Below are 20,904 nucleotides of genomic sequence, written 5' to 3'. Positions count from 1 at the left end.
CGAGCGGCGGGCTCTATGTGCTCTCCGTATATTCAGTGATTATCTATTCGGCGGCGTATCGAGCGCTTTCAGCAGGGAGCCAAGCATTCGAGAGATGACCATGGCTTCGCTGCGCCAGTGGAAGCCAACAGTTTCTGGGATGTATCCAACCTCGATTCCGATCAACGTTTGCGTGGCGAATTCGCCACAGGAGCCCTTTGCAATGGATACGAAGCGAAACTTTTCTCGCTCGGTATAGCGCTCAAAGCCCTCAGCGATATTGCTGGGGATCGACAAGGCTGAGCGTGTGATCTGGTCCTTGCAGCCGAAGTCTCGCAAGCTTTTAAGCTCACGATAAACCGAGACGCTTAGCCGCTTGCTTCTTTGCCAGACTTCCCGCTGCTCATGCTTCATCACCTTGTCCTCAGGCTTCGGGCCTATAACTTCTAGCGTAGCCCGTAGCCCGTAGCCCGTAGCCCGTAGCCCGTAGCCCGTAGCTCAGAAATAACCTTCAGCCTTCTTCTTTTCCATGGAAGCCGAGCTGTCGTGGTCGATGACCCGGCCCTGACGCTCGGAGGTGTTGGTCAGGAGCATTTCCTGGATGATCGCCGGCAGGGTGTCGGCCTCGGACTCGATGGCGCCGGTCAGCGGGTAGCAGCCCAGGGTGCGGAAGCGCACCTTGCGCATCATTGGCACCTCACCGGGTTCCAGCGGCATGCGCTCGTCATCGACCATGATCAGCGCCCCGTCCCGCTCCACCACCGGGCGTTCGGCGGAATAGTAAAGTGGCACGATCGGGATGTTCTGCAGGTAGATGTACTGCCAGATATCCAGTTCGGTCCAGTTGGAGAGCGGGAACACACGAATCGACTCGCCCTTGTGCTTGCGGGTGTTGAAGAGCTTCCAAAGTTCCGGGCGCTGATTCTTCGGGTCCCAGCGATGCTGGGCGGTACGGAAGGAAAAGATCCGCTCCTTGGCACGGGACTTCTCCTCGTCGCGCCGCGCACCGCCGAAGGCCGCATCAAACCCGTAGTGGTCCAGCGCCTGCTTGAGACCCTCAGTCTTCATCACGTCGGTATGGATGGCCGAACCATGGGTGAAGGGGTTGATATCCTTCTCCACGCCCTCGGGATTGATATGCACGATCAGGTCCATGCCGGTTTCCTCGGCCATGCGGTCGCGGAACTCGTACATGGCGCGGAATTTCCAGCGCGTATCAACGTGGAGCAGCGGGAAGGGGGGCGGCGATGGCGCGAAGGCCTTGCGCGCCAGATGCAGCATCACCGCGCTGTCCTTGCCCACCGAGTAGAGCATCACCGGATTCTCGGTCTCGGCGACCACCTCGCGCATGATCTGTATGCTCTCGGCTTCCAGCTTCTGAAGGTGTGTCAATGACGTCATATCTCTAAATCCTTAGTTGTTAAGCTGGAAGCCCGGCGGGCATCATCACGAGACGCATCTCCGGATGCTGCGATAGCCAGTCGCCGACGGCGGGTGCAGCCTGCAAGTCAGCCCCTCGGAAGATCAGCGCCACCGGGACCTGCGTCGTTGCCAGCAAGCGTTCGAACAGCGCCAGATAGTCATCCGCCAGCGGCGGCGCGGCCAGCACGCGGGTGAACAGCGCGCCGCGCTTGCCATGCAGATAGAGCTGATAGCGGCGCGGCTCCTCAGCCAAGCCGGAATCCGGCGGCGGCGTTCGCGCGCCCCCCTGCCAGACCGCACCGCCCGTCTGTTTCACCTGGGCCAGCACTGGCGCCAGCTGCTGGCGATACCAGCGCCCCAACTGGCTGCGCCGCCGCGCCAGGCCGTTCAGCGCCAGCGGCTCGGGCTTGAGATCCCGCCGCTCAAGCCAGTGATCGATGGCCCTCGGCGACACCCGGTGCCCCTGCCCCTTCAGCGCCTCGGCCAGGCCGCGGCTGCTCCAGGCCGGCTCGCCCGTCGGTGGCAACGTCGCCAGGGCGGTCTCCAGCGCCTGCCGAGCGGCCGCATCGAGGCTCGCCGCCTGGCCCGCGCGGCGACCGCGCTGCCGCACCGCCACGGCGTCCCAGCCTCCCTCGCGGAAGGCCTTCCAGGCCGCCGATACGGTGGGCGCCGAGAGCCCGGTGCGGGCTGCCGTTTCGGCCACCGTATGGCCATCAAGGCGCAGCCTGACTGCTTCCAGTCGCAGCTTGTTGAGAATTTCAGGCGTTAAATGTTTAGTCGGCAATTTCTTGTTAATCTATTGAAATTAAAGAAGTATATTGAGACTTTGCGGCATTCTCACTGCGAATATTCGACATTATCATAAAAGCCCACGTAGAATCCCACAAGCCCAAGATGACTTCACAAGGACGGACCAATGACAACCTGGGCGGTGCTTATCTCCATCGGCGCCCTGCTGGCGGCGTTGATCTCGGGCCGCGTACGTCCCGCCATCGCCTTCGTCGGCCTGGCCGGTGCCTACCTGGTGCTGGGCCTGGTGGATACCGACACCCTACTTCAGCAGTACACCAACCCGGCGCTGGCCACACTATTGTTGCTGCTGCTGGTCTCGCTGGCGCTGGAGCGCACGCCCCTGCTCGACTGGCTCTCCCAGCATCTGCTCCGAGGTAGCGAGAAGACCGCCACGGCGCGGCTGATGGGCGCCAGTGCTGTGCTCTCGGCGTTTCTCAACAACACTGCGGTGGTGGCCGCCTTCCTGGGCGCCATCTCGCGCCAGAAGCGCATCGCCCCCTCGCGACTGCTGATCCCGCTCTCCTACGCCTCCATCCTCGGCGGCATGACCACCCTGGTGGGCACCTCCACCAACCTGGTCGTCAACTCCTTCACGTTGAGCAGCGGCGGCTTCGAGCTGGGCATGTTCCAGTTCAGCCTGGTGGGGGTGCCGGTGGCCCTGCTGACCTTCGGCGTGCTGCTGTGGCGGGCCCGACAGCTGCCGTCGCATCTACCGGAGGATACCGCCGACAAGCTCTCCTACTTCCTGGCCGCCGACCTGGAAGCCAGCTCGGAGATGGTCGGCAAGAGCATCGAGGAGAACCAGCTGCGCAGCCTGGAGGGGCTCTACTTGCTGGAGATCGAACGCGAAGGGCGGCTGATCAGCCCCGTGGGGCCAGAGGAGATACTCCAGGAAGAAGATACTCTGGTGTTCACCGGTGAGGTGAGCAAGGTACAGGCACTGCAGCGTTTTCCAGGGCTCACGCTGTTTGGTCATCAGGCCGATGACCTGCTGGCCACCAACCTGGTGGAGGTCGTGATATCGCATGAATCCGACCTCGCGGGCAGCACGCTTCAGGAGGTAGACTTTCGCAGCATGTTCAATGCCGGCGTGGTCGGTATCCGCCGCGGGGGCAAGCGGCTGGAGGGGCAACTGGGGAAGATTCCCCTGAGGGTGGGTGACTGCCTGCTGCTTGCCGTAGGCGGCGATTTCCGCCAGCACCGCAACATCGATCGCAACTTTCACCTGCTGAGCGGCAGCTTCAAGCGCCCTCGGCTCAACCGCCTGGAAAGCTGGCTCACCGTGGGCGGTTTCGCCGCAGTGATCGGCCTGGCCGCCCTGGAGTGGCTACCGCTGTTTCACGGCCTGTTGCTGCTGATGGCCGGATTGCTGGCCGGCAAGGTGCTGAGCCCCGCCGAACTGAGGCGACGCTTTCCCTTCGAGCTATGGCTGATCATCGGTTCAGCGCTGGCTATCGCCCAAGGCCTGGAAAACTCTGGCGCTGCCGACCTGCTCGCCCAAGGCATGCAGACGCTGTTCTCCGGATACGGGATCTACGCAGCCTTCGTCGGCTGCTACCTGCTGACCCTGGTGCTGACCGAGACGGTCACCAACAACGCCGCCGCCGCACTTGCCTTTCCGGTGGCCTGGACCACCGCTCAGGCCTTCGGCGCCGACCCCCTGCCCTTCATCATGGCGGTGGCCTATGGCGCCAGCGCCTGCTTCCTGATTCCCTTCGGCTACCAGACCCACCTGATGGTCTATTCACCTGGCCACTACCGGATCAGCGACTTCCTGAAGACCGGCCTGCCGGTGAGTCTTGTCTACTCCGCTGGGGTGCTGGTGCTTACGCCGATGGTATTCCCGTTCTAGCCCAGCTGCGCCCGGAGCCACGGGTTGCGGGCTCCGAGCGGCGAGCAGTTTCTTGTATCGCCCGAAGCTCGCAGCTCGTCGCTCGCAGCTAGAGGTGCAACCCACACTCCCGCTGCATCCCGAAGAAGCGGGTCTCCTCCTCCTGCATGCCGGACTGCAGGGGCTGGCTGGTGTGCCAGTCGCCCACCGAGGCATAGCCCTGCGCCCACAGCGGGTGATAGGGCAGATCATGCTCGGCCAGGTAGCGATGCACGTCGCGGCTGTGCCAGTCGATCAGCGGATAGACCTTGTAGCGGCCATCGCCGCGACGCTCCACCACCGGCCGCTGTTCTCGGGAGCTGGACTGCTGACGGCGCAGCCCCGCAAACCAGGTGCCCACGCGCAGCTCATCCAGCGTTTGCTCCATCGGTTTGACCTTCATCAGCTGGTTATAGCGCTCCAGCCCCTCCAGGTTCTGCTCCCAAAGCTTGCCGTGACGCATCTCCAGATGCCCCGGCGACAGCGCCGGCCGCGCCACCTTGAGGTTCAGGTTCAGCCGCTCGGTCAGCTCGTCGACGAAGCGGTAGGTCTCGGGAAACAGATAGCCGGTATCCACCAGCAGCACGGGCAACTGCGGCGCGATGCGCGTCGCCAGGTGCAAGAGCACGGCCGACTGAATGCCGAAGCTGGAACTAAGGACGAAGCTGCCAGGCAGGTTTTCCAGCGCCCATTCGACCCGCGCCTCTGCCGGCAGCGACTCCAGCAGCGTGCTGGCCTGGGCGGCATCGATCTCACGCTGTAACGCCGATAACGCCATGAAGAGTTCCTTCAGAATACTGGGTATGGCGCCTAGCATAGCCTCGCCATTCAATACCTGAAAGGAATAAATAATAATCTTTTAATACGGTATTAATATATAAGACCTGCCTCACCCCTTACAGCTTTCGACTTACAACTACCGACGAAGCCGCGCCCTTCCCTCTTCCAGCTTCCAGGCGCGCAGCGCCGCTCTTCCAGCTTCAATCACCCGCTGAAGCCGGGCCCTCCGGCCTCAGCCGGGCCGCCGTCTCCGCCGCGGCCTCGGCAATGTGCCGTGCCTCGGCGGGATGCGCCAGCAGCCTCTCCAGGCAGCGCTGCCACTCAACTGGATCATCGCCGGCCAGCAGTCCATTCACGCCATGCTCGACAATCTCGGTATAAGGAGCACGGTTGGAATAAACCCCTACCCCACCCATCGCGGCGATATCCAGGAACTTGATGAATGACTTGCCTCGATTGAAGGGGGTATCGCGCAGCGGCGCCAGGCCAACATGCACCCGCTGCTGCGACTGATAGCGGCGAAATGTCGGCCAGGATAGCGCCGCCGGGCAGCGGGTGCGCGGCAGCTCGGCCAGGAGCGAGGGCACATGGCCCCCCAGCATCAGCTCCAGCTCGGTATCATCGCGGCCGTGCTGAAGGGTCACCAGCGCCGGCGTCAACGCCTCCAGGTCGGCGAGATGGGCACGGGTACCGTGAAATCCGATACGCCATGGCTGATCCGGCGAGGGCCCAATATCGAAGTGGGCTAGATCCGGCAGCGAGGCGATCAGCGGCGGCGTCATTACCTTGACGTTGTCATGCTCTGCGCGCAGCCGTTCGGCCAGGACCTCGCTGCAGGCCACCACCTCATCTGCCAACGCCAGCAGGCGCGGCTGGCGCTCGGCGGCGCGGACCATCCGCTGGCGATAGGCCCCTGGGAGGCTGTCATCCTCGGCCGCCGCCGCCAGATCATCATCGATCACATAGACGATACGTCCGAAGCGGCCCCGCTCACGCTCCAGCCAGCGCAGCGCGGTCATCGGCAGGGTTCGACAGATCACCAGATTGGCCCCCAGCTGCCGGGTCAGCACCCAGCGTGCCATTCGCCAGCGCCAGCCGCGCGCATCCAAGCGCCCGACGTGATCTCCCTCGGAACGCAGATGGGGCGCGACCGATTCGAGGAAGTAGATATCCTCGGTCGGTCGCGCCCCATCACTCACCATTAGCCAACGCTCACCGCTCACTTTTCACTCCTCACCACTCACCACTCACTCCTCACCACTCACTCCTTACCCCCTTACAAACGCGAAGCGCACTAACCCCTCACCCAGCCAACTCCCGACACCTCCGGCGTAGCGCCTGACCCTCTGCTGAAACCGCGAACCCTGGGCTGTCCTGCCGCTTGAGCAAATAGGTGAAACCCGCCACCCCCAAGCGATGGAGACGGCTACCGCCCGCCAGGCGCTCGGCGTCCTCGCCAGGTAGCCCGTGCATCAGCCGAGCCATATCGAAGCCGGTGGGAAGATATCCCCAGCGGTCCCAGTCGATCAGCGCCAGCGTGCCACTCTCGCGATCTACCAGTACATTCTTGCGATGCAGGTCGCCGTGTGAAAGAACGCGCGGCAGGCGGTTCAAAACGACCAATAGCCAGAGAAGAAAGCCCCGCTCTCCGGCAGCACGGCCTCCAAGGGCGTCGCCCAACGTCCGCCATTGTAATCTATACATTACGGCTCTTATCCCGCCCAAACGCCGTCCCGGAGCACCTCGCAGCCGCTGGCCTGCTACCTGCAGGCGTGCTAACTCATCCATTACGGCCGGCAACCAAGCCTCCCAGCCCAGCCCGAATCGGTCGAGAGATATACCGGGGAAATAATCGAAAACCTGCACTCGCCGGGTACCAAGCGCCAACTCGTGATAGAGCGCCGGGCAGGCGATCTGCGCCGGCTGCAAAACCTGGCCATGAAAGCGCTGCAGACTAGCAACTTCTCGGAAAGGCACACCGAAACGCACTACCTTTGGCGACACCCCAGGTGCATCTACTACTGCTGCCACCACCTGCTCAAGCTTGCCGAACAGCGGACGAAAGCGTTCAAAGGCCAATGGCCCGGCCAACTCGGCAATAGCCGAATATTCCGGATGGTCGGCCGCCAACGACGCCGGTAGCCAACCCTGTGTCTCCGGCGCCATATACAGCCAAGGACTGTGACGCAATGGCTTGCCCCGATCGGTGGTCACCCGCACGATATCGCCGCTGGTCAACTGCAACGCAGCGTGAAAGCCCACTCGCCCATCGTCGGAGAGCCCCGCCGCCTGCACATCTAGCCTGGTGTTGCTGCAAGGCACGTTAGCACTTGGGCTGCCATTGACAGAGACCCGCACCTCAGGCGCCGGGCTCCAACCCACCACCCCGGCGTCCCATACCCGATCGATGAAGCCGCTCAGCACCGCCAACGCCCTAGCCCCCCCTGTGCATCTGGATCAGCTGGCGATCACGCAGCCAGCTGGCGCGCACGGGGATCGTCAGCCGGCGCCGCTCAACGAAGCCCAGTGACGAGTACAAGGTCATCGCCTGCGGGTTGTTGCCCCACACCTCAAGGTCCGCCCCAGCCACGCCTCGTGCCTCGAGCAGCGCCAGCCAGGCCTCCAGCAAGCGCTGGCCCAGGCCCTGGCCTCTGAACGGCTCGGTAACGACGATACGGTAGAGATAGGCATCGAAGCCCCGGAAGCGACGATGCAGAACCTGATAAAGCGGGAAACGCCATGCCGCCTGGGTAATTCCGAACTCATCACGCATGTGGGCAAAACTCAGCTGATGCGGCCCCGCGCCGTGAAGGTAGAACTGCAGATAACCGGCCACTTCGCCATCCACTGCCACGAAAAGCACTCGTCGCCAATTAACGCCACGCGCCAGCATACGACGCCGCTGCCAGGCCCTGCCCAACAGCGGACGCAGAAAGGAAGGCGAACTCGACGCCAGGCGCCACTCCAGGGAAGACGCCGACTTGCCCTCCGCCACCCGATAGGTCTTTATCCGTCGCTCTTCTAACAACCGGTATTCCTCAGGTCTGCTGCGGTACTGAGTGAGCACGTCGCTTGTGAGGAGTGATGGGTTACTCCTCACCACTCACCATTCACCATTCACAGCTCCCGGCCCAGCCGGGCTCAGCGCAACGAAAAATCCTCATGCACCAGCGTCAGGTTGGGGTTGTAGGACGGATCATTATCCAGCTTGGCTCCCCATACCTCGCGCATATACGCGGCTTCGCTGTTGGCACGAGCACGTTTTGCCGAGCTGTCGTCGGCGCCGCGGGAGACGGATTCATGGTGATAGAGCTCGGCGTAGGGGGTCCAGAGGTTGCGGTGGCCTGCCTCGCGCACCTTCAGGCACAGGTCCACGTCGTTGAAGGAGACCGCCAGATGCTCCTCGTTGAGCCCCCCTACCTCCTCGAACACCGCCTTGCGCACCAGCAGGCAGGCGCCGGTGACGGCGGAGAGGTTGTGCGCCAGGTGCAGCCGAGTGAAGTAGCCCGGCGAGTTGCGATGGAAGTACTTGTGGGCATGCCCCGCCACGCCGCCGATGCCCAGGATCACGCCCGCGTGCTGAACCGTATCGTTGGGGTAGTAAAGCTTGGCCCCCACGCAGCCGATCTCGGGCCGGCATACCTGGCGCACCATCTCGTCCAGCCAATCGGGATGGATCGGCTCGATATCGTTGTTCACCAGCCCCAGGATGTCGCCCCGGGCATAGAGCGCCCCGTAGTTGTTGATCGCCGAGTAGTTGAAGGGCTCGTTCCAGCGCAGGACCCGCACGCGGTCATCGCGATTGACCACGTCGCGCATATACTCCAGCGTTTCCTGGCAGCGACTCTGGTTGTCCAGGATCAGCACTTCGAGATTGGGGTAGTCCGTGCGCTCGAGGATGGCATCCACGCAGGGCTTGAGGATCTCGACCCGATCCCGGGTGGGAATCAGCAGGCTGACCAGCGGCGGACGCTGTGGCAGCGGCCAGCGCACCCGGTAAGTATTGGGGTAATGCCCCTCCACCACCTCCGCCTCGGGCACTCGCGCCTGCACATGATCACGCACCACCGCCAGCCCCGCCCGGGTGGTGTAGTCCTTCTCGCTGCTGGTCAGCGCCGTGGAGCCTTCCGCGGCCCGCCAGTGATAGAGCACCTGGGGAATGTGCACGATCTGCTCCGGTGACAGCCGCGCCGTCACGCGCAGCGCCAGGTCATGATCCTGGCTGCCCTCGAAGCCCTCGCGGAAACCGCCCAACTCGCGGACCAAGGCAGTGCGGTATACCCCCAGGTGCGAGAGATAGTTCTGCGCCAGCAGCAGATCCGGGTTCCACTGCGGCTTGAAGTGAGGATCGAAGCGCACGCCACGCTCGTTGAGCTTATCCTCGTCGCTGTAGAGCAGCCCGGCATCGGGATGGCGATTCAGCGCCTGGGCCACCCGAAACAGCGCCTGAGGCGTCAGCAAGTCGTCGTGATCGAGCAGCGCCACGAACTCGCCCTCGGCCAGTGCCAGAGCAGTGTTGCTCGCCGCACAGATATGGCCATTGCGCTCACGTTCCACCACCTTGACGCGCGTATCCCGGGCGGCATATTCGGCCAGCACCTCGCGTACCTCGGGATCCGTAGAGGCATCGTCAGCAATACACAGCTGCCAGCGGGGATAGTGCTGGGCCAGCACCGCATCCAGGCATTCACGCAGCCAGTCAATGCGCGGGTTGTAGACCGGCACCAGCACCGAGATCAGCGGCCGGTGCGGCAACTTCTCCACCAGGCGCTGCACCCGTTCCGCAGAAAGTTCGCGGCGCCCCCGCAGCCAGCGCTCATAGCTGAAACGTGCCGTACGCCGCTCAAAGGTCTCTTCATAATAGGAAAGTGCCAGCGGCCGCCAATGTACGCCCTGCTGTGCGGCCTGCGCCTTGATCGCCGCCAGCACATCGGCATGCGCGGCGCCACGCCACTCGTGATGCATGTTCACCAGCCGCTGGACCAGGCGCTGCTGGGCGAAGCGCGGCGTCAGCCAGGCCAGGCGCAGATGGCTCAGGGTAAAGCACCCCGCCTGGCTCATGGGGTCGAAGCGCAGCGCCTTGAGCCCCCAGGGAGCGTGGAACAGCCGCTTGACAACCCGGCCTGGCTTAAGCGGCAAGTAGATGCTCTGGGCCTCGTTGAAGCCCTCCCCGGTATCGAAATAGAGCTTCACTGCCGCGCTGGGCTGATCGTGCGCCATGCCCACTTCCAGCATCTGCCAGCCCGGCAGCGGCAGGCGGCGAGTCAGCCAGAACTGCGGGTCATCCCCCGTGGATTCCCAGGCATAACCGGTCTCCCGAACGTCGCAGCGCGCCAGCTGGTGACGGGGCTTGAGATCGGCGATCGGCATCCTGACCAGCGGCGTACCCTCCAGGCTCAGGGATAGCAACCGCGAGCCCTTGTCGATATTTCTTTGATTACGCGCATTCATCAACTCACCGATCACCGGGCTGAAACACTACTTGGCAGGGAGAGCTGTTCATCGAGCAGCTGCAAGGCCTTTTCATAAAGCTCTAAATCCCGAGTGTTATTGACACGAATCCTCTCGATCACGGCATCGGGCACATCCGTCTCTGACGCATGCCTGGTTCGCTGATTGCGTGTTTCGACCTTGAGTCCCGTTCCATACCGTTGATTGAACAGTGCGATGGAGTCCGTGTACCGCTCCGTGACTCCGACAAACCCCATTTCATTGAGCGAAATACCGGCCAATAGGCGGTGCTGGTGGTCATGAAAGCGGGCATCCTCAACAAAATTTTCGATACTTTTCTCATAACCCAGTTTGTTCTTATGATGGAAGTACTGAGATATCACACGCTGGATCGGGTCACGCACAAAAGTACAAAAACATACTGGATCAAAGTCCTTCAGATACCGGCCGGCAGGAAAATGCCCCGTCACAAAGCTGGATTTCGCAACCTTGTGCACAACATTCGACCAATCCAGTCGACCATCTTCATGATCACGAAAGACACGCGACGTCTTGCGCGCCTGACTACCATAATCAAAAAGCAGGCGTCGCTTACCGAACCAAGCTTCCGCAGCAGCCCGAAAGCTTGTTCCAGCTGTCTTGGGTATATGCACAAAAATTATCGGATTCATGATGACGTAGACTCGACCTCGGCCGGGAGCTCGCGAGGCGATCCGTTCAATTCGATATTCGTTCCTTGAAAGAAGACCGCCAACCGATCACCAGACCGAGCCTTGAGCTTGTTCAGGTCGATGACAAAGGCACAGTCACGTTCAAACTTCTCCCTAAGATCCTTGCGAGCCCTGGCCGCTTCCACAACGGCGACATGCTTGTCGTTAAGGTATACATCCAACTGCACGCTTCCAGCACGCTGCATGTCGAACGCCCAGCCACCAGCATGACCTCGTGGATTCGGCTGGCTCAGATGGCCACGAGCATCGCGTCGACGATACGTCGGCAGCGCGGCCCCTTCGCGCCGCTCCTGCTTCAGATGCTTGGCACGTTCATAAAGAGACATATCGTGCATGATCAACGGCATCAATGCCTGCATCTGGGCCTCGTTGGTCGTGCTTAGCCCATAGCGATCCACCAAGGCATTCTCATGGGGCACTTCCCGCACCTCGGAAGCCTCACCGACCACCTCGCTCAACTCGGCAAAGAACCCGCCCAGTTCATCCACAAACCCGAACGTATCGACCTCGCGGAGTGTATCGATGGCGTACTCAACGTCGCGCTCATCCAGCCCCTCGCCCGGACGGTTGCGATGGGTCAAGTACAGTACCTGAGGATTGTCGAGCAGACGATACTCCTCCTTGTTTAACCCCGCCACCAGATGAGAAAGCGAAGCAGGATCACTCAGGTCATGCAGCGCGATTTTCTCGGCCAATACCTGTATGAAATCAGGGTGCGCGGCCAGTCGGTTTTCCTGCCCGGCATCTTTTAGGTGGCGAATCCACGCCAGATGCGACACTACATGGTGGCGAGGATCACGAAGCACAGTGAGGGTATGCAAGGGCTGACCCAACAGGCGTGCCGTAAACACGCGATACGGCATATGGCCGGAGATATACTGCACCCCATCCAGAAACTCATCGGGAAGTGGCGGCCTGGACCAGGCAGGGTTACTCTCCTGGTGGACCAGGCACGCAGACTCTCCCAACCGCTCCTGGAAGAAGCGGTTCACCGAGCTACCAGCGGTCTTGGCAATATGGACAAACAGAAAGATCATCTAGCAACCTTGGAAATTCAGACGATGCTGGCGACCGCTACCTCTCGGCCTCTGAACATTGACTCTTTCGCCATCACGCCGGTAAACATTCAATTATGCCACATGGGGCGCTCACCATGGAGGCCTGATATGCTGCCAATGGCAAAACCAGAGGAGCCGAGCACTGCATGACGGAGGGCCACTTGGCCATCAGTCGAAGGTCGGCACTTCCGAAAAGGCCTGTCCACCGGCATCCTTCTCCGAGACCCGCGGCGCCTTGCCGCCCACCAGCGGCCATTCAATCGCTAGGCTCGGATCATCCCAGCGGATGCAGACCTCGTCACCGGGGTTGTAATAGTCGGTGCACTTGTACTGGAACTCTGCCTCATCGCTGGTCACGTAGAAGGCGTGGGCGAAGCCCGGCGGCACCCACAGCAGCTGCTTGTTCTCGGCGCTGAGGGTGACCCCCACCCACCGGCCGAAGGTAGGGCTCGACTGGCGCAGGTCCACCGCCACGTCGAACACCTCGCCACGGGTCACCCGCACCAGCTTGCCCTGGGGCTTTTCGTGCTGGTAGTGCAGGCCGCGCAGGATGCCGTGAGCCGAGAGGCTGTGGTTATCCTGCACGAAGGCATAATCGCCGCAATGCTGCTCGAATTCGGACTGGCGGAAAGTTTCCATGAAGAAGCCACGTTCGTCGCCGAAGACCCTGGGGGTGAGTAGGACGACGTCGGGGATGGAGAGTTTTTCGTAGTGCATGGTTTGCCCGTGAGGAGTGAGGGTTGAGCGCGCTTCGGGCTCGTGAGGGGTGAACCCGGTTATGCCGGGAGCTTGAAGCTGGGAGAGCGCCGCTGCGCGGCTGGAAGCTGGAAGAAGGAAGCTGTGGGAGCTAACTTCAGTTCGCGAATATCGGGGCTACTCAAGCTTCAGCAACACTGCTATTCGCGCAGCAAGCTGCGCTCCCACAAGGCAGAATCAGCCCTTGGCGATGCGAAGCAGGTAGTCGCCGTAGCCGGTCTTCTTCAGGGCGGTGCCGCAGGCGACCAGGTGCTCGGTACTGATCCAGCCTTGGTGCCAGGCGATCTCTTCCAGGCAGGCCACCTTCAGCCCCTGGCGGTGCTCGATAGTCTGCACGTACTGGGCGGCCTCCAGCAGGCTGTCGTGGGTCCCGGTATCCAGCCAGGCGAAACCACGCCCAAAGCGCTCCACGCGCAGATCGCCGCGTTCCAGGTAGGCGTTGTTGACGCTGGTGATCTCCAGCTCGCCGCGCTCGCTGGGCTCCACCTGCCTGGCGATCTCCACCACGTCGTTATCGTAGAAGTAGAGGCCGGTCACGGCGTAGGGCGATTTCGGCACCGCCGGCTTCTCCTCGATGGAGATGGCCGTGCCCTGGTCATCGAACTCCACGACCCCGAAACGCTCGGGATCCTTCACCAAGTACCCAAACACCGTGGCACCGCTTTCCTGTGCAGCGGCGCGCTTGAGCTGATCGCTGAAGTGCTGGCCGTGGAAGATATTGTCGCCCAGCACCAGGCACACCGGGTCGTCGCCAATGAACTCTTCACCGATGATAAACGCCTGGGCCAGGCCATCGGGGCTGGGCTGCATCGCATACTCGAAGCGCACGCCGAAATCCTCGCCGCTGCCCAGCAGGTTCTCGTACTGAGGCAGGTCTTCCGGAGTGGAGATGATCAGGATCTCGCGGATGCCGGCCAGCATCAGCACCGAGATGGGATAGTAGATCATCGGCTTGTCATAGATCGGCAGCAGCTGCTTGGAGACCCCGCGGGTGATGGGGTGCAGGCGGGTGCCGGAACCGCCGGCGAGGATGATGCCTTTCCTTTGCACTGTATGCCTCCTTTTCAAATTTTCTTGCCACGGACACTCACGGAAAGCACGGAAATAAAAGCAACAAATGTCCGTGTTCATCCGTGTTTTCCGTGGCAAACACTATCCGAGATGCTCACGCAATGTCAGCGCCAGCTGCTCCTGCCAGCTGGGCAGGGTGATGCCCAGTGCGTGCTCCAGCTCCTGGCAGCACAGCCGTGAATTGAGCGGGCGCTGCGCCGGCGTGGGGTACTCCGCGGTGGGAATCGTGGCGACCTTGTCTGGCGTGATCGCCAGTTGCTCTCCCATGACTGCGGCCTGCCGGAAGATCTCGCAGGCGAAGCCGTGCCAGCTGGTCTCACCCGCCGGGGCGAGATGGTAGATGCCGGCTGGCGCCGGGTGAGTGGTGAGTGGTGAGCGCTTCGCTTGTGAGTGGTGAGTGGTGAGTGGTAAGGAGTGAAGAGTTAATGCTGTGACCTGGGCGATCAGGCGCGCCGGGGTGGGGGCGCCGATCTGGTCGCTGACCACCTTCAGGGCGTCGCGCTCACGGCCCAGGCGCAGCATGGTCTTCATGAAGTTGTTGCCGCGGGCGCTGTAGACCCAGCTGGTGCGAAAGATCAGGTGCGGGCAGCCGCTACCTTGCACCGCCTGGTCGCCCTCCAGCTTGGTCTGGCCGTACACGCTGAGCGGCCCAGTCGCGTCCTGCTCCTGCCAGGGGGTTTCCCCGCTGCCGGGGTAGACGTAGTCGCTGGAGTAGTGTGCCAGCCACTGCCCGCGGGCGGCGCTGTAGTCCGCCAACTGGGCCGGTAGCTCGGCATTCAGCCGCCGCGCCAGCGCGGGCTCCGCCTCGGCCTTGTCCACCGCGGTGTAGGCTGCGGCATTGACGATCAGCTCGGGCTGGTGAGCCTCCAGCCACTGGCTGACGGCACTGGCGTCGGCGAGATCGAGCTCCTGGCGGGTGGGGGCCAGCACCTTGCCCAGCAGGCAGAGCTGACGCTGCAGTTCGAAGCCGACCTGGCCATTGCCGCCGGTAAGCAGAATCTTCATACACTCGCTCCCAATCTCTCCCCCTGATAGCTGCCATCCAGCACCCGCTGCCACCAGTCGCGGTTCTCCAGGTACCACGCCATCGTCTTTCGCAGGCCGGTTTCGAAGGTCTCCTGCGGCACCCAGCCCAGCTCACGCTCGATCTTGCCGGCGTCGATTGCGTAGCGCAGGTCGTGGCCGGGGCGGTCGGCGACGAAGGTTATCAAGCTGGAAGCTGGAAGCTGGAAGCTGGAAGAATCGAGCCTAAGCTCGTCTACCAAGGCGCAGATCGTCTCCACCACCTCGAGGTTGGTCTTCTCGTTATGGCCGCCGATGTTGTAGGTCTCCCCTACCTCCCCTTCGGTAGCCACCTTGATCAGCGCCCGGGCGTGGTCTTCCACGTAGAGCCAGTCGCGGATCTGTTGGCCGTCGCCGTAGACCGGCAGGGGCTTGCCCGCGAGGGCATTGAGGATCATCAGCGGGATCAGCTTCTCGGGGAAGTGATAGGGCCCGTAGTTGTTGGAGCAGTTGGTGACCAGAGTGGGCAGGCCGAAGGTGCGCTGCCAGGCGCGCACCAGGTGGTCCGAGCCCGCCTTGCTGGCCGAGTACGGCGAGCTGGGAGCGTAGGGGGTTTGTTCTGTAAACAGAGAGCTGGAAGCTGGAAGCTGGAAGCTGGAAGAAGCCCCCTCCTCAGCCAGATCTCCATACACTTCATCCGTTGAGATGTGGTGGAAGCGGAAGCCAGCGGCTTTCTCGGACGCGCTTTCCTGCAGCGTCTTCCAGTAGCCGCGTGCGGCTTCCAGCAACACCGAGGTGCCGACCACGTTGGTCTGGATGAACTCCGCGGGGCCGTCGATGGAGCGGTCCACGTGGCTCTCCGCCGCCAAATGCATCACCACGTCCGGCTGGTGCGCGGCAAAGGCCCGCTGCATGGCCGGCGCATCGCAGATATCGGCTTTCACGAGGGTATAGCGCTGGCTATCCTCGACGCTGGCCAGGGATTCCAGGTTGCCGGCATAGGTGAGCTTGTCGACGTTGACCACGCGGTGGTCAGTGTTATGGATCAGCTCGCGCACCACGGCGGAACCGATGAAACCAGCGCCGCCGGTGATCAGGAAAGTCTTGGGCATATAGGGTTGGTCGTGATTGGTGAGTAGTGAGTGGCGAATAGGCACGCTACCGCCGACCAGAGCCTCGTGAGCTCCGGCATCTCGATGGATCTCGGCGCACCGCAGGCACCTGATGACGCCGATCGCGCGGAGCGCTACAGCGGGACCGGCGCACGCAGCGCGGGGCAGACCTGCTCATACAGCGCCCAGTAGGCGTCGGCCATCTCGGCACAGCCAGTTTGGCCGTGGTGTTGCCAGTGCGCCACCTGGCGGGCCGCGCGATCCCAGGCCTCAGGCTGGCTGGCGAGCTGCAGCGTATCGGCCACAGCTTCGGCGTTCAGCGGGCTGACCGACCAGCCGGCGCCAGTGGCGGCCAGGCGCTCGCCCACCGCGCCGATATCGAAGCCGAGCACCGGCACGCCCACCGACCACAGCTCGGTCAGCGTATGGCACCAGGTCTCCGGCCAAATCGACAGCACCGCGCCCAGATGCGGGCGAATAGCCGCCACCTCCTCGGCAAAGGCCTCGCGGCGATAGGGGCCATGCACCACCACAGTGTTCGGCAGTTGCGCGAGCAGGTCGCCCTCCAGGGTGCCCAACACGTGCCACTCCACGTGGGCCAGCGCCGGCCGGCGCGCCAGCTCGAGCAGTACCCGTGCACCCTTGGCCACGGCAATATGCCCGGGCAGCAGCACCCTCAGCGGCTCGCCGTCCACGGGGCGCAGGGCCAGGGCATCCCGCCGGGAGAAATCCCGCCCGTGGGGGATCACCTCGAAGGGTCGTTCGGCCAGCGCCGGAAAGATCTCACCATGCAGCGCCCGCGCCGCGGCCGTGGTGGTCACCAGGGCATCGCACAGCGCCAGGACACCGGCAAAGCGCTGCTGCCAGTCCAGCACCCCATCGTGCTTGAGGGGCGTCAGGGCCTCTTGGGGCCAGAGCTCCGCCGTGCACTCGCCGCCGCTCGCGGTGCAGCGCCCACCGCAGTGGCGCTGGCGTTCGTCGAGCAGCTTGAGCGAGGGGCACACCGCATAGTAGTCGTGGAAAGAGCAGACCACCGGCAGATCCAACTGTTTTGCGACGCTGATCACTCCCAGCCCCTGCCAGGCGAGATGGCGAATATGCACCAGGCTCACCGCGTAGTCGCGCAGCCAGGCTTGCACTACCCGGTCATACTCCGCCGAGGTGTGCGGCACTGCCGGCACCGGCGCTTCCAGCCGATGGCGCTCCAGCGGCACATGGATGCCCGAATGAAACAGGTAGAGCACCAACTCGTCCTCGGCACAGCGCAGCACCAGACACTCGGCACGCGCTTGCAGGGCGAGCATCAGGTCCTGGTTGGTGCGGGGCGTGCCACCGCTCTGCAGGGAAATCACAAACAGCAAGCGCGGCACCTTGCCCGGCGGCGGTGGCGACTTACCCACCCAAGCCGGCAGGTCATCCGGCAACGGCGCCTCGGGCCAGGCCGTCTCGCGTGCCAGAGCGCGACCCTCGCGCTGGCCGTTCTGCAGGTAGTGGCTCAGGGCATCGACCCCTGCTGCAGCCACATCGGGGTGGGCAGCCAGGTAGGCATCGGGGGTAAAACGTGGCCCCGGCGCGCGCCCGAGGGCCCAGCCATGAGTCAGGAAGTGTTCCCAAGGGCGCAGCCCACTCTCCGCCACATCCGCATAGGTATGGCGATACCAGTCGGCATCGAACAGGCCCGCCGCCGCCAGCCGTTCTGCCAGCTCGCCGGTCACGCCTCCCCCTCGAAGGGCGGATGGATACGCCGTCCCTCGCTACGGCCGTGCAGCAGGTAGTGTACCAGCGGGTTCATGCCTGCCTCGGCCACGTCCGGGTAGATCTCGAGATAGTAGGTCGACTCGAATTCCGGGCAGGGGTTACGCCCCTCGAAACCGCCGAACAGCAGATAGTGCTCGTGGGGCGCCTCGGCAAGGTGCGCGTCGGCCTTCACGTCCGGGTAGCGGGCGAGATACCAGTCGGCGTCGAAGAGCTCGCTGTCGCGAACCAGGTCGGCATGCTGCAGCGGACTGCTGGCGAGGCCATCGCTTACCTCCTCTTCCGCCGCTGGCGCCGGGGTCGCCTCATCCTGCAGCGCCTCCGCCTGCTGGGCCGCCTCGACCTGGGCCTGACGCAGCTCGTGCAGGCTCTGTTCCTGCGCGACGAGCTGCTCGCGCTGGGCTTCCAGCTCGGCGGTCAGCTTGGCCAGCGCCTCGAACTGCTCGCTCAGCGCCGTCTGGCGCGACTGAATGTCCTGCTCGAGAGCCTCTATTCGGCTTGTGAGCTCGCTCACCACCTTCGCCTACCTCGCTCTTGCCTCGCGTGATTGCCGCGCAGGGTACCACAACGGCTTTCAGGGCAGCATCGCCGCTGGCGCGACGAAGGGGCGCTCCGCCGGCTCGGCCGGCAGGTAGAGCCGTTCCGGCCGCTCGGCCCCAGCACGGTGCCAGGCCTCGCTAGCCTGGCGATAATCGGCGCGCACGCCGCGGAACTGGGTAGCCAGGTGGGTGGCCCCCACCGCCGTCAGTGAGCCGTGGACTGCCCGGCCAAAGGCCAGCGGTACACCGGGCAGCACCTCGCCGATGGCTTCGGGCCCGAAGGCCGCGAGAATACGGTAGTAGTATTCGGTATCCGCCTCCACGCGCACACGATCCCAGTAGCCCAGGGTCTCGAACACCTCGCGGCGGAACATGAGCGAGGAGACATTGCGATAAATCCAGCCCTCCTCCATGCGCCAGCGTCCGAAGACCAGATCGGGCGAGCAGCGCACCCAATGGGAGCAGCAGACCTTCCACTCGGGGTTTGCCAGTAACCCCGCCAGCTGGGTGGCCAGCTTGTCGGGGTGGGACCAGTCATCGCTGTCATGCACGGTGATGAACTCGCCCTGCGCCTCGGCCAGCCCCCGGTTGCGCGCTGCATAGGCGCCCTGGTTGGAAGGCTGGCGAATCACCCGGAAGCGCTTATCGCTTGCGGCAAAGGCCTCGGCCACCGCCGCGGTCTCGTCCGGGGAGGCGTCATCCACCACAATAACCTCCAGGTTGACCCTGCGCTGGGCCGCCAGGCCGCGTAGCGCCGTGGGCAGCGTGTCGGCCGCCTTGAAGGCGGGCACGATAACGGTGATCAAGGGTGAGTCGTGAGGGAGGAATGGTGAATCGTGGGCAGCAAGGTGATCTAGTGATGGCGGTGCGTTCGGGTCGGTCAGCTCGACGTCCGCCAGGCCATGGCACTGCCATACCCCGTTGATCCATTTAAGGCGCTGTCGCTGCCATTCGTGTTGCCGGTCGGCACCGGCCTCGGGATAGGCCGCTGCTTGCCAGGCCAGCAGGTTGGCCACCGCCAGGCGCGTATCGGGCCACTCGGGGGCGTGCTCCTGCAGCGTGGCGAGCGCCTGCCAGGCACGGGACAGCTGCCCGCTACGCCCAAAGGTCTCCACCGTCAGCAAGTCGGGGCCATGGTGGCTGGGCAACACGCCCTTGCCTCTGGAACGGCGGGCCAGACAGGCCGCCGCGTGGGTCCACTCTCCCTGCCAGGCATACCAGCGCCCCAGGGCGAACCCTGCATAGCTGGCCTCGGGCAGGGACACACCAGCCAATAACTCTTCCAGCGCCTGCAGGCAGGCCGACACCGGCTCGGTTTGGCGCCATAGCGCCGAGTCCCAACGCTGCGCCTCCAATCCGCAGGGCAAACGCCCTTCCTTCTCGCCATAAGCGATGAAGTGCAGGAGCGGGCTTACCCCCGCCTGGGCGATATCCGGATACTCGGCCAGGTACCAACGTGGGTCGAAACTCGGACCAGGGCGCCGCCCGAGAGGCTCACCCACGCGCAGGTAGTGTGCCTCTGCGGTCAGGCCGGAGAGCTCTACATCGGGATACGTAGCCCGGTACCAGTCGGCATCGAACCAGGGGGAAGCGTTCAACTGATCATCACTCACACGCACCTGGGGGTCACCTCGATCCACGACGGCATAAAACGACGATGGCCCGAGCGCCTACGCGCAGGGGCCACCGTGAGAGAACCAGTAAAACCCAAGAGAGCGCCACACCAAGGCTGCCAGGTCAGGCCCACAACACAAGCGGCCACCGGCTCAGCGCTTATCCTTGCCCTGATCTTCCGGCAGGGAGAAGTCCAGCCCCAGAGCCCGCTCGGGATGGGCAGCATCATCGGCACTCCCCGCCACCGCCGTCTGTGGCATCGGCGCGGGGGCAACCACCGGAGCATCAGCACGGGTCAACCGACCCAGGCCCTTCTCAAGCGGGTAGTACTCCAGCTCAAAACCATGGTCCGCCGCCCAGCGCTCGCAGATATCCTTTTCTTCCTGTCGGATGGTGTCGTCCAGCCACACTTCCGCATTGGGAGAGAGCTTCTCGGCCAGTGCCGGCAGGGCCGGGTAGCGGCTGAACAGGCAGGTTGCCCCGGGCGGGCCATCCACCCACAGCAGGTCGATACCCTCGACGCCTTCCAACAGCGAGAGCGGGTACCAGCGTGACGACTTCTCGGCATCCTCAGGGTTCAGGTGCTCGCCTTCCCAGGCCTCCAGCTCGCCGATCCGCAGATCGACCCAGCCTTCCAGGGATTCGGTCTGCAGCGTGCCCAGGGTCTGCGCGCCGTAGTGGTCGCTATGCTCGATGGAGACCAGCTTGCCCAGCCCGTTCTGGCGCAGGGCATCGGCAATCACCAGCGTGGAGGCACCGCTGCCGAACTCGACAATGATCCGAGGGCGAGTGGCCATGATGTGCGCATGCAGGCGCAGTAGCACGTCAGGGGACGTTGCCCAGCCTCGCAGCGGAGGCAGTTGGCCCTTGATGGCTAAGTGATTATGCATAATTAATCGTGCGTCCCGTGCCATAGTCCCCGAGCAGGCGATGGACCTCAGCGCAGAGCCGATCAAACGAGAGATAGGCTCC

Annotated in this window: 19 protein-coding genes; 1 reads left to right on the top strand and 18 read right to left on the bottom strand. The window is 63.5% G+C overall.

Features of this window, described 5'->3' with window-relative positions:
- Positions 1-39 precede the first annotated feature (39 nt).
- The 3 genes from HALO32_RS09190 to HALO32_RS09180 all read right to left on the bottom strand — a co-directional run bounded on the left by HALO32_RS09190 (position 40) and on the right by HALO32_RS09180 (position 2,185).
- Complete coding sequence (locus HALO32_RS09190; RefSeq protein WP_151443494.1) at positions 40-393, bottom strand: four helix bundle protein; 354 nt, start codon at positions 391-393, stop codon at positions 40-42.
- Positions 394-477: 84 nt separating this feature from the next.
- On the bottom strand, positions 478-1,380 hold the full coding sequence (cysD, locus tag HALO32_RS09185) for a sulfate adenylyltransferase subunit CysD (RefSeq protein WP_151443493.1): 903 nt from the start codon (positions 1,378-1,380) through the stop codon (positions 478-480).
- 19 nt (positions 1,381-1,399) lie between these two features.
- Positions 1,400-2,185, bottom strand: coding sequence for a helix-turn-helix domain-containing protein (locus HALO32_RS09180; RefSeq protein WP_192576476.1), 786 nt, complete (start codon positions 2,183-2,185; stop codon positions 1,400-1,402).
- 132 nt (positions 2,186-2,317) lie between these two features.
- Between HALO32_RS09180 and HALO32_RS09175 the strand changes: the two genes are divergently transcribed.
- Positions 2,318-4,045 carry an SLC13 family permease gene (locus HALO32_RS09175; protein WP_151443491.1) on the top strand — a complete coding sequence of 576 codons (1,728 nt, stop codon included), beginning with the start codon at positions 2,318-2,320 and terminating at the stop codon, positions 4,043-4,045.
- A gap of 88 nt (positions 4,046-4,133) precedes the next feature.
- Here the strand turns inward: HALO32_RS09175 and HALO32_RS09170 are convergent, their stop codons facing one another.
- The 15 genes from HALO32_RS09170 to HALO32_RS09100 form a co-directional block, all read right to left on the bottom strand.
- The gene (locus tag HALO32_RS09170; protein WP_225809884.1) at positions 4,134-4,841 is read right to left on the bottom strand and encodes a phosphoadenylyl-sulfate reductase; all 708 of its coding nucleotides are present in this window, start codon (positions 4,839-4,841) and stop codon (positions 4,134-4,136) included.
- Positions 4,842-5,043: 202 nt separating this feature from the next.
- Positions 5,044-6,066 carry a glycosyltransferase family protein gene (locus HALO32_RS09165; protein WP_225809882.1) on the bottom strand — a complete coding sequence of 341 codons (1,023 nt, stop codon included), beginning with the start codon at positions 6,064-6,066 and terminating at the stop codon, positions 5,044-5,046.
- 79 nt (positions 6,067-6,145) lie between these two features.
- The gene (locus HALO32_RS09160; protein ID WP_151443489.1) at positions 6,146-7,267 is read right to left on the bottom strand and encodes an aminoglycoside phosphotransferase family protein; all 1,122 of its coding nucleotides are present in this window, start codon (positions 7,265-7,267) and stop codon (positions 6,146-6,148) included.
- Between the two features lie 10 nt (positions 7,268-7,277).
- Complete coding sequence (locus HALO32_RS09155; protein WP_151443488.1) at positions 7,278-7,871, bottom strand: GNAT family N-acetyltransferase; 594 nt, start codon at positions 7,869-7,871, stop codon at positions 7,278-7,280.
- Positions 7,872-7,984: 113 nt separating this feature from the next.
- Positions 7,985-10,294 carry a glycosyltransferase family 2 protein gene (locus tag HALO32_RS09150; protein WP_225809880.1) on the bottom strand — a complete coding sequence of 770 codons (2,310 nt, stop codon included), beginning with the start codon at positions 10,292-10,294 and terminating at the stop codon, positions 7,985-7,987.
- An 11-nt stretch (positions 10,295-10,305) separates the two neighbouring features.
- Positions 10,306-10,965: a sulfotransferase family 2 domain-containing protein gene (locus tag HALO32_RS09145; protein ID WP_151443487.1), complete on the bottom strand. Its 660-nt coding sequence runs from the start codon at positions 10,963-10,965 to the stop codon at positions 10,306-10,308.
- The gene (locus HALO32_RS09140) at positions 10,962-12,062 is read right to left on the bottom strand and encodes a hypothetical protein (protein ID WP_151443486.1); all 1,101 of its coding nucleotides are present in this window, start codon (positions 12,060-12,062) and stop codon (positions 10,962-10,964) included. Before HALO32_RS09140 ends, HALO32_RS09145 begins: the two co-directional genes overlap by 4 nt.
- Positions 12,063-12,251: 189 nt before the next feature.
- Entirely contained in the window at positions 12,252-12,800 is a 549-nt protein-coding gene (gene rfbC / locus HALO32_RS09135; protein ID WP_151443485.1) for a dTDP-4-dehydrorhamnose 3,5-epimerase, read from the bottom strand.
- A 216-nt stretch (positions 12,801-13,016) separates the two neighbouring features.
- Positions 13,017-13,889 (bottom strand): glucose-1-phosphate thymidylyltransferase RfbA, encoded by an 873-nt coding sequence (rfbA, locus tag HALO32_RS09130; RefSeq protein WP_225809878.1) that lies wholly within the window; start codon positions 13,887-13,889, stop codon positions 13,017-13,019.
- Between the two features lie 102 nt (positions 13,890-13,991).
- Complete coding sequence (gene rfbD, locus HALO32_RS09125; protein ID WP_151443483.1) at positions 13,992-14,915, bottom strand: dTDP-4-dehydrorhamnose reductase; 924 nt, start codon at positions 14,913-14,915, stop codon at positions 13,992-13,994.
- On the bottom strand, positions 14,912-16,024 hold the full coding sequence (gene rfbB / locus HALO32_RS09120; protein ID WP_151443482.1) for a dTDP-glucose 4,6-dehydratase: 1,113 nt from the start codon (positions 16,022-16,024) through the stop codon (positions 14,912-14,914). The genes rfbD and rfbB overlap by 4 nt, the downstream gene beginning before the upstream one ends.
- Before the next feature lie 134 nt (positions 16,025-16,158).
- A complete protein-coding gene (locus tag HALO32_RS09115) occupies positions 16,159-17,739 on the bottom strand; it encodes a glycosyltransferase (protein WP_151443481.1) in 1,581 nt (526 codons plus the stop codon).
- Positions 17,736-18,293 (bottom strand): hypothetical protein, encoded by a 558-nt coding sequence (locus tag HALO32_RS09110; RefSeq protein WP_151443480.1) that lies wholly within the window; start codon positions 18,291-18,293, stop codon positions 17,736-17,738. Before HALO32_RS09110 ends, HALO32_RS09115 begins: the two co-directional genes overlap by 4 nt.
- Before the next feature lie 60 nt (positions 18,294-18,353).
- Positions 18,354-19,937, bottom strand: coding sequence for a glycosyltransferase family 2 protein (locus HALO32_RS09105; protein ID WP_225809877.1), 1,584 nt, complete (start codon positions 19,935-19,937; stop codon positions 18,354-18,356).
- A gap of 147 nt (positions 19,938-20,084) precedes the next feature.
- Positions 20,085-20,822 (bottom strand): class I SAM-dependent methyltransferase, encoded by a 738-nt coding sequence (locus HALO32_RS09100; RefSeq protein ID WP_225809875.1) that lies wholly within the window; start codon positions 20,820-20,822, stop codon positions 20,085-20,087.
- Positions 20,823-20,904 lie beyond the last annotated feature (82 nt).

Origin of the sequence: Halomonas lysinitropha (assembly GCF_902500215.1) — a bacterium.
GTDB classification, from domain to species: domain Bacteria; phylum Pseudomonadota; class Gammaproteobacteria; order Pseudomonadales; family Halomonadaceae; genus Halomonas; species Halomonas lysinitropha.
Note: the sequence above shows the minus strand (reverse complement) of the source record. Positions and strands in the feature narration are given on the sequence as shown.

Bases quoted from the DNA above. Each gene is read 5' to 3' on its own strand.
- HALO32_RS09150 (WP_225809880.1), bottom strand. From the start codon at position 10,294: ATGAATGCGCGTAATCAAAGAAATATCGACAAGGGCTCGCGGTTGCTA.
- rfbD (WP_151443483.1), bottom strand. From the start codon at position 14,915: ATGAAGATTCTGCTTACCGGCGGCAATGGCCAGGTCGGCTTCGAACTG.
- HALO32_RS09145 (WP_151443487.1), bottom strand. From the start codon at position 10,965: ATGAATCCGATAATTTTTGTGCATATACCCAAGACAGCTGGAACAAGC.
- HALO32_RS09100 (WP_225809875.1), bottom strand. From the start codon at position 20,822: ATGCATAATCACTTAGCCATCAAGGGCCAACTGCCTCCGCTGCGAGGC.
- HALO32_RS09175 (WP_151443491.1), top strand. From the start codon at position 2,318: ATGACAACCTGGGCGGTGCTTATCTCCATCGGCGCCCTGCTGGCGGCG.
- rfbC (WP_151443485.1), bottom strand. From the start codon at position 12,800: ATGCACTACGAAAAACTCTCCATCCCCGACGTCGTCCTACTCACCCCC.
- cysD (WP_151443493.1), bottom strand. From the start codon at position 1,380: ATGACGTCATTGACACACCTTCAGAAGCTGGAAGCCGAGAGCATACAG.
- HALO32_RS09190 (WP_151443494.1), bottom strand. From the start codon at position 393: ATGAAGCATGAGCAGCGGGAAGTCTGGCAAAGAAGCAAGCGGCTAAGC.
- HALO32_RS09170 (WP_225809884.1), bottom strand. From the start codon at position 4,841: ATGGCGTTATCGGCGTTACAGCGTGAGATCGATGCCGCCCAGGCCAGC.
- rfbB (WP_151443482.1), bottom strand. From the start codon at position 16,024: ATGCCCAAGACTTTCCTGATCACCGGCGGCGCTGGTTTCATCGGTTCC.
- HALO32_RS09140 (WP_151443486.1), bottom strand. From the start codon at position 12,062: ATGATCTTTCTGTTTGTCCATATTGCCAAGACCGCTGGTAGCTCGGTG.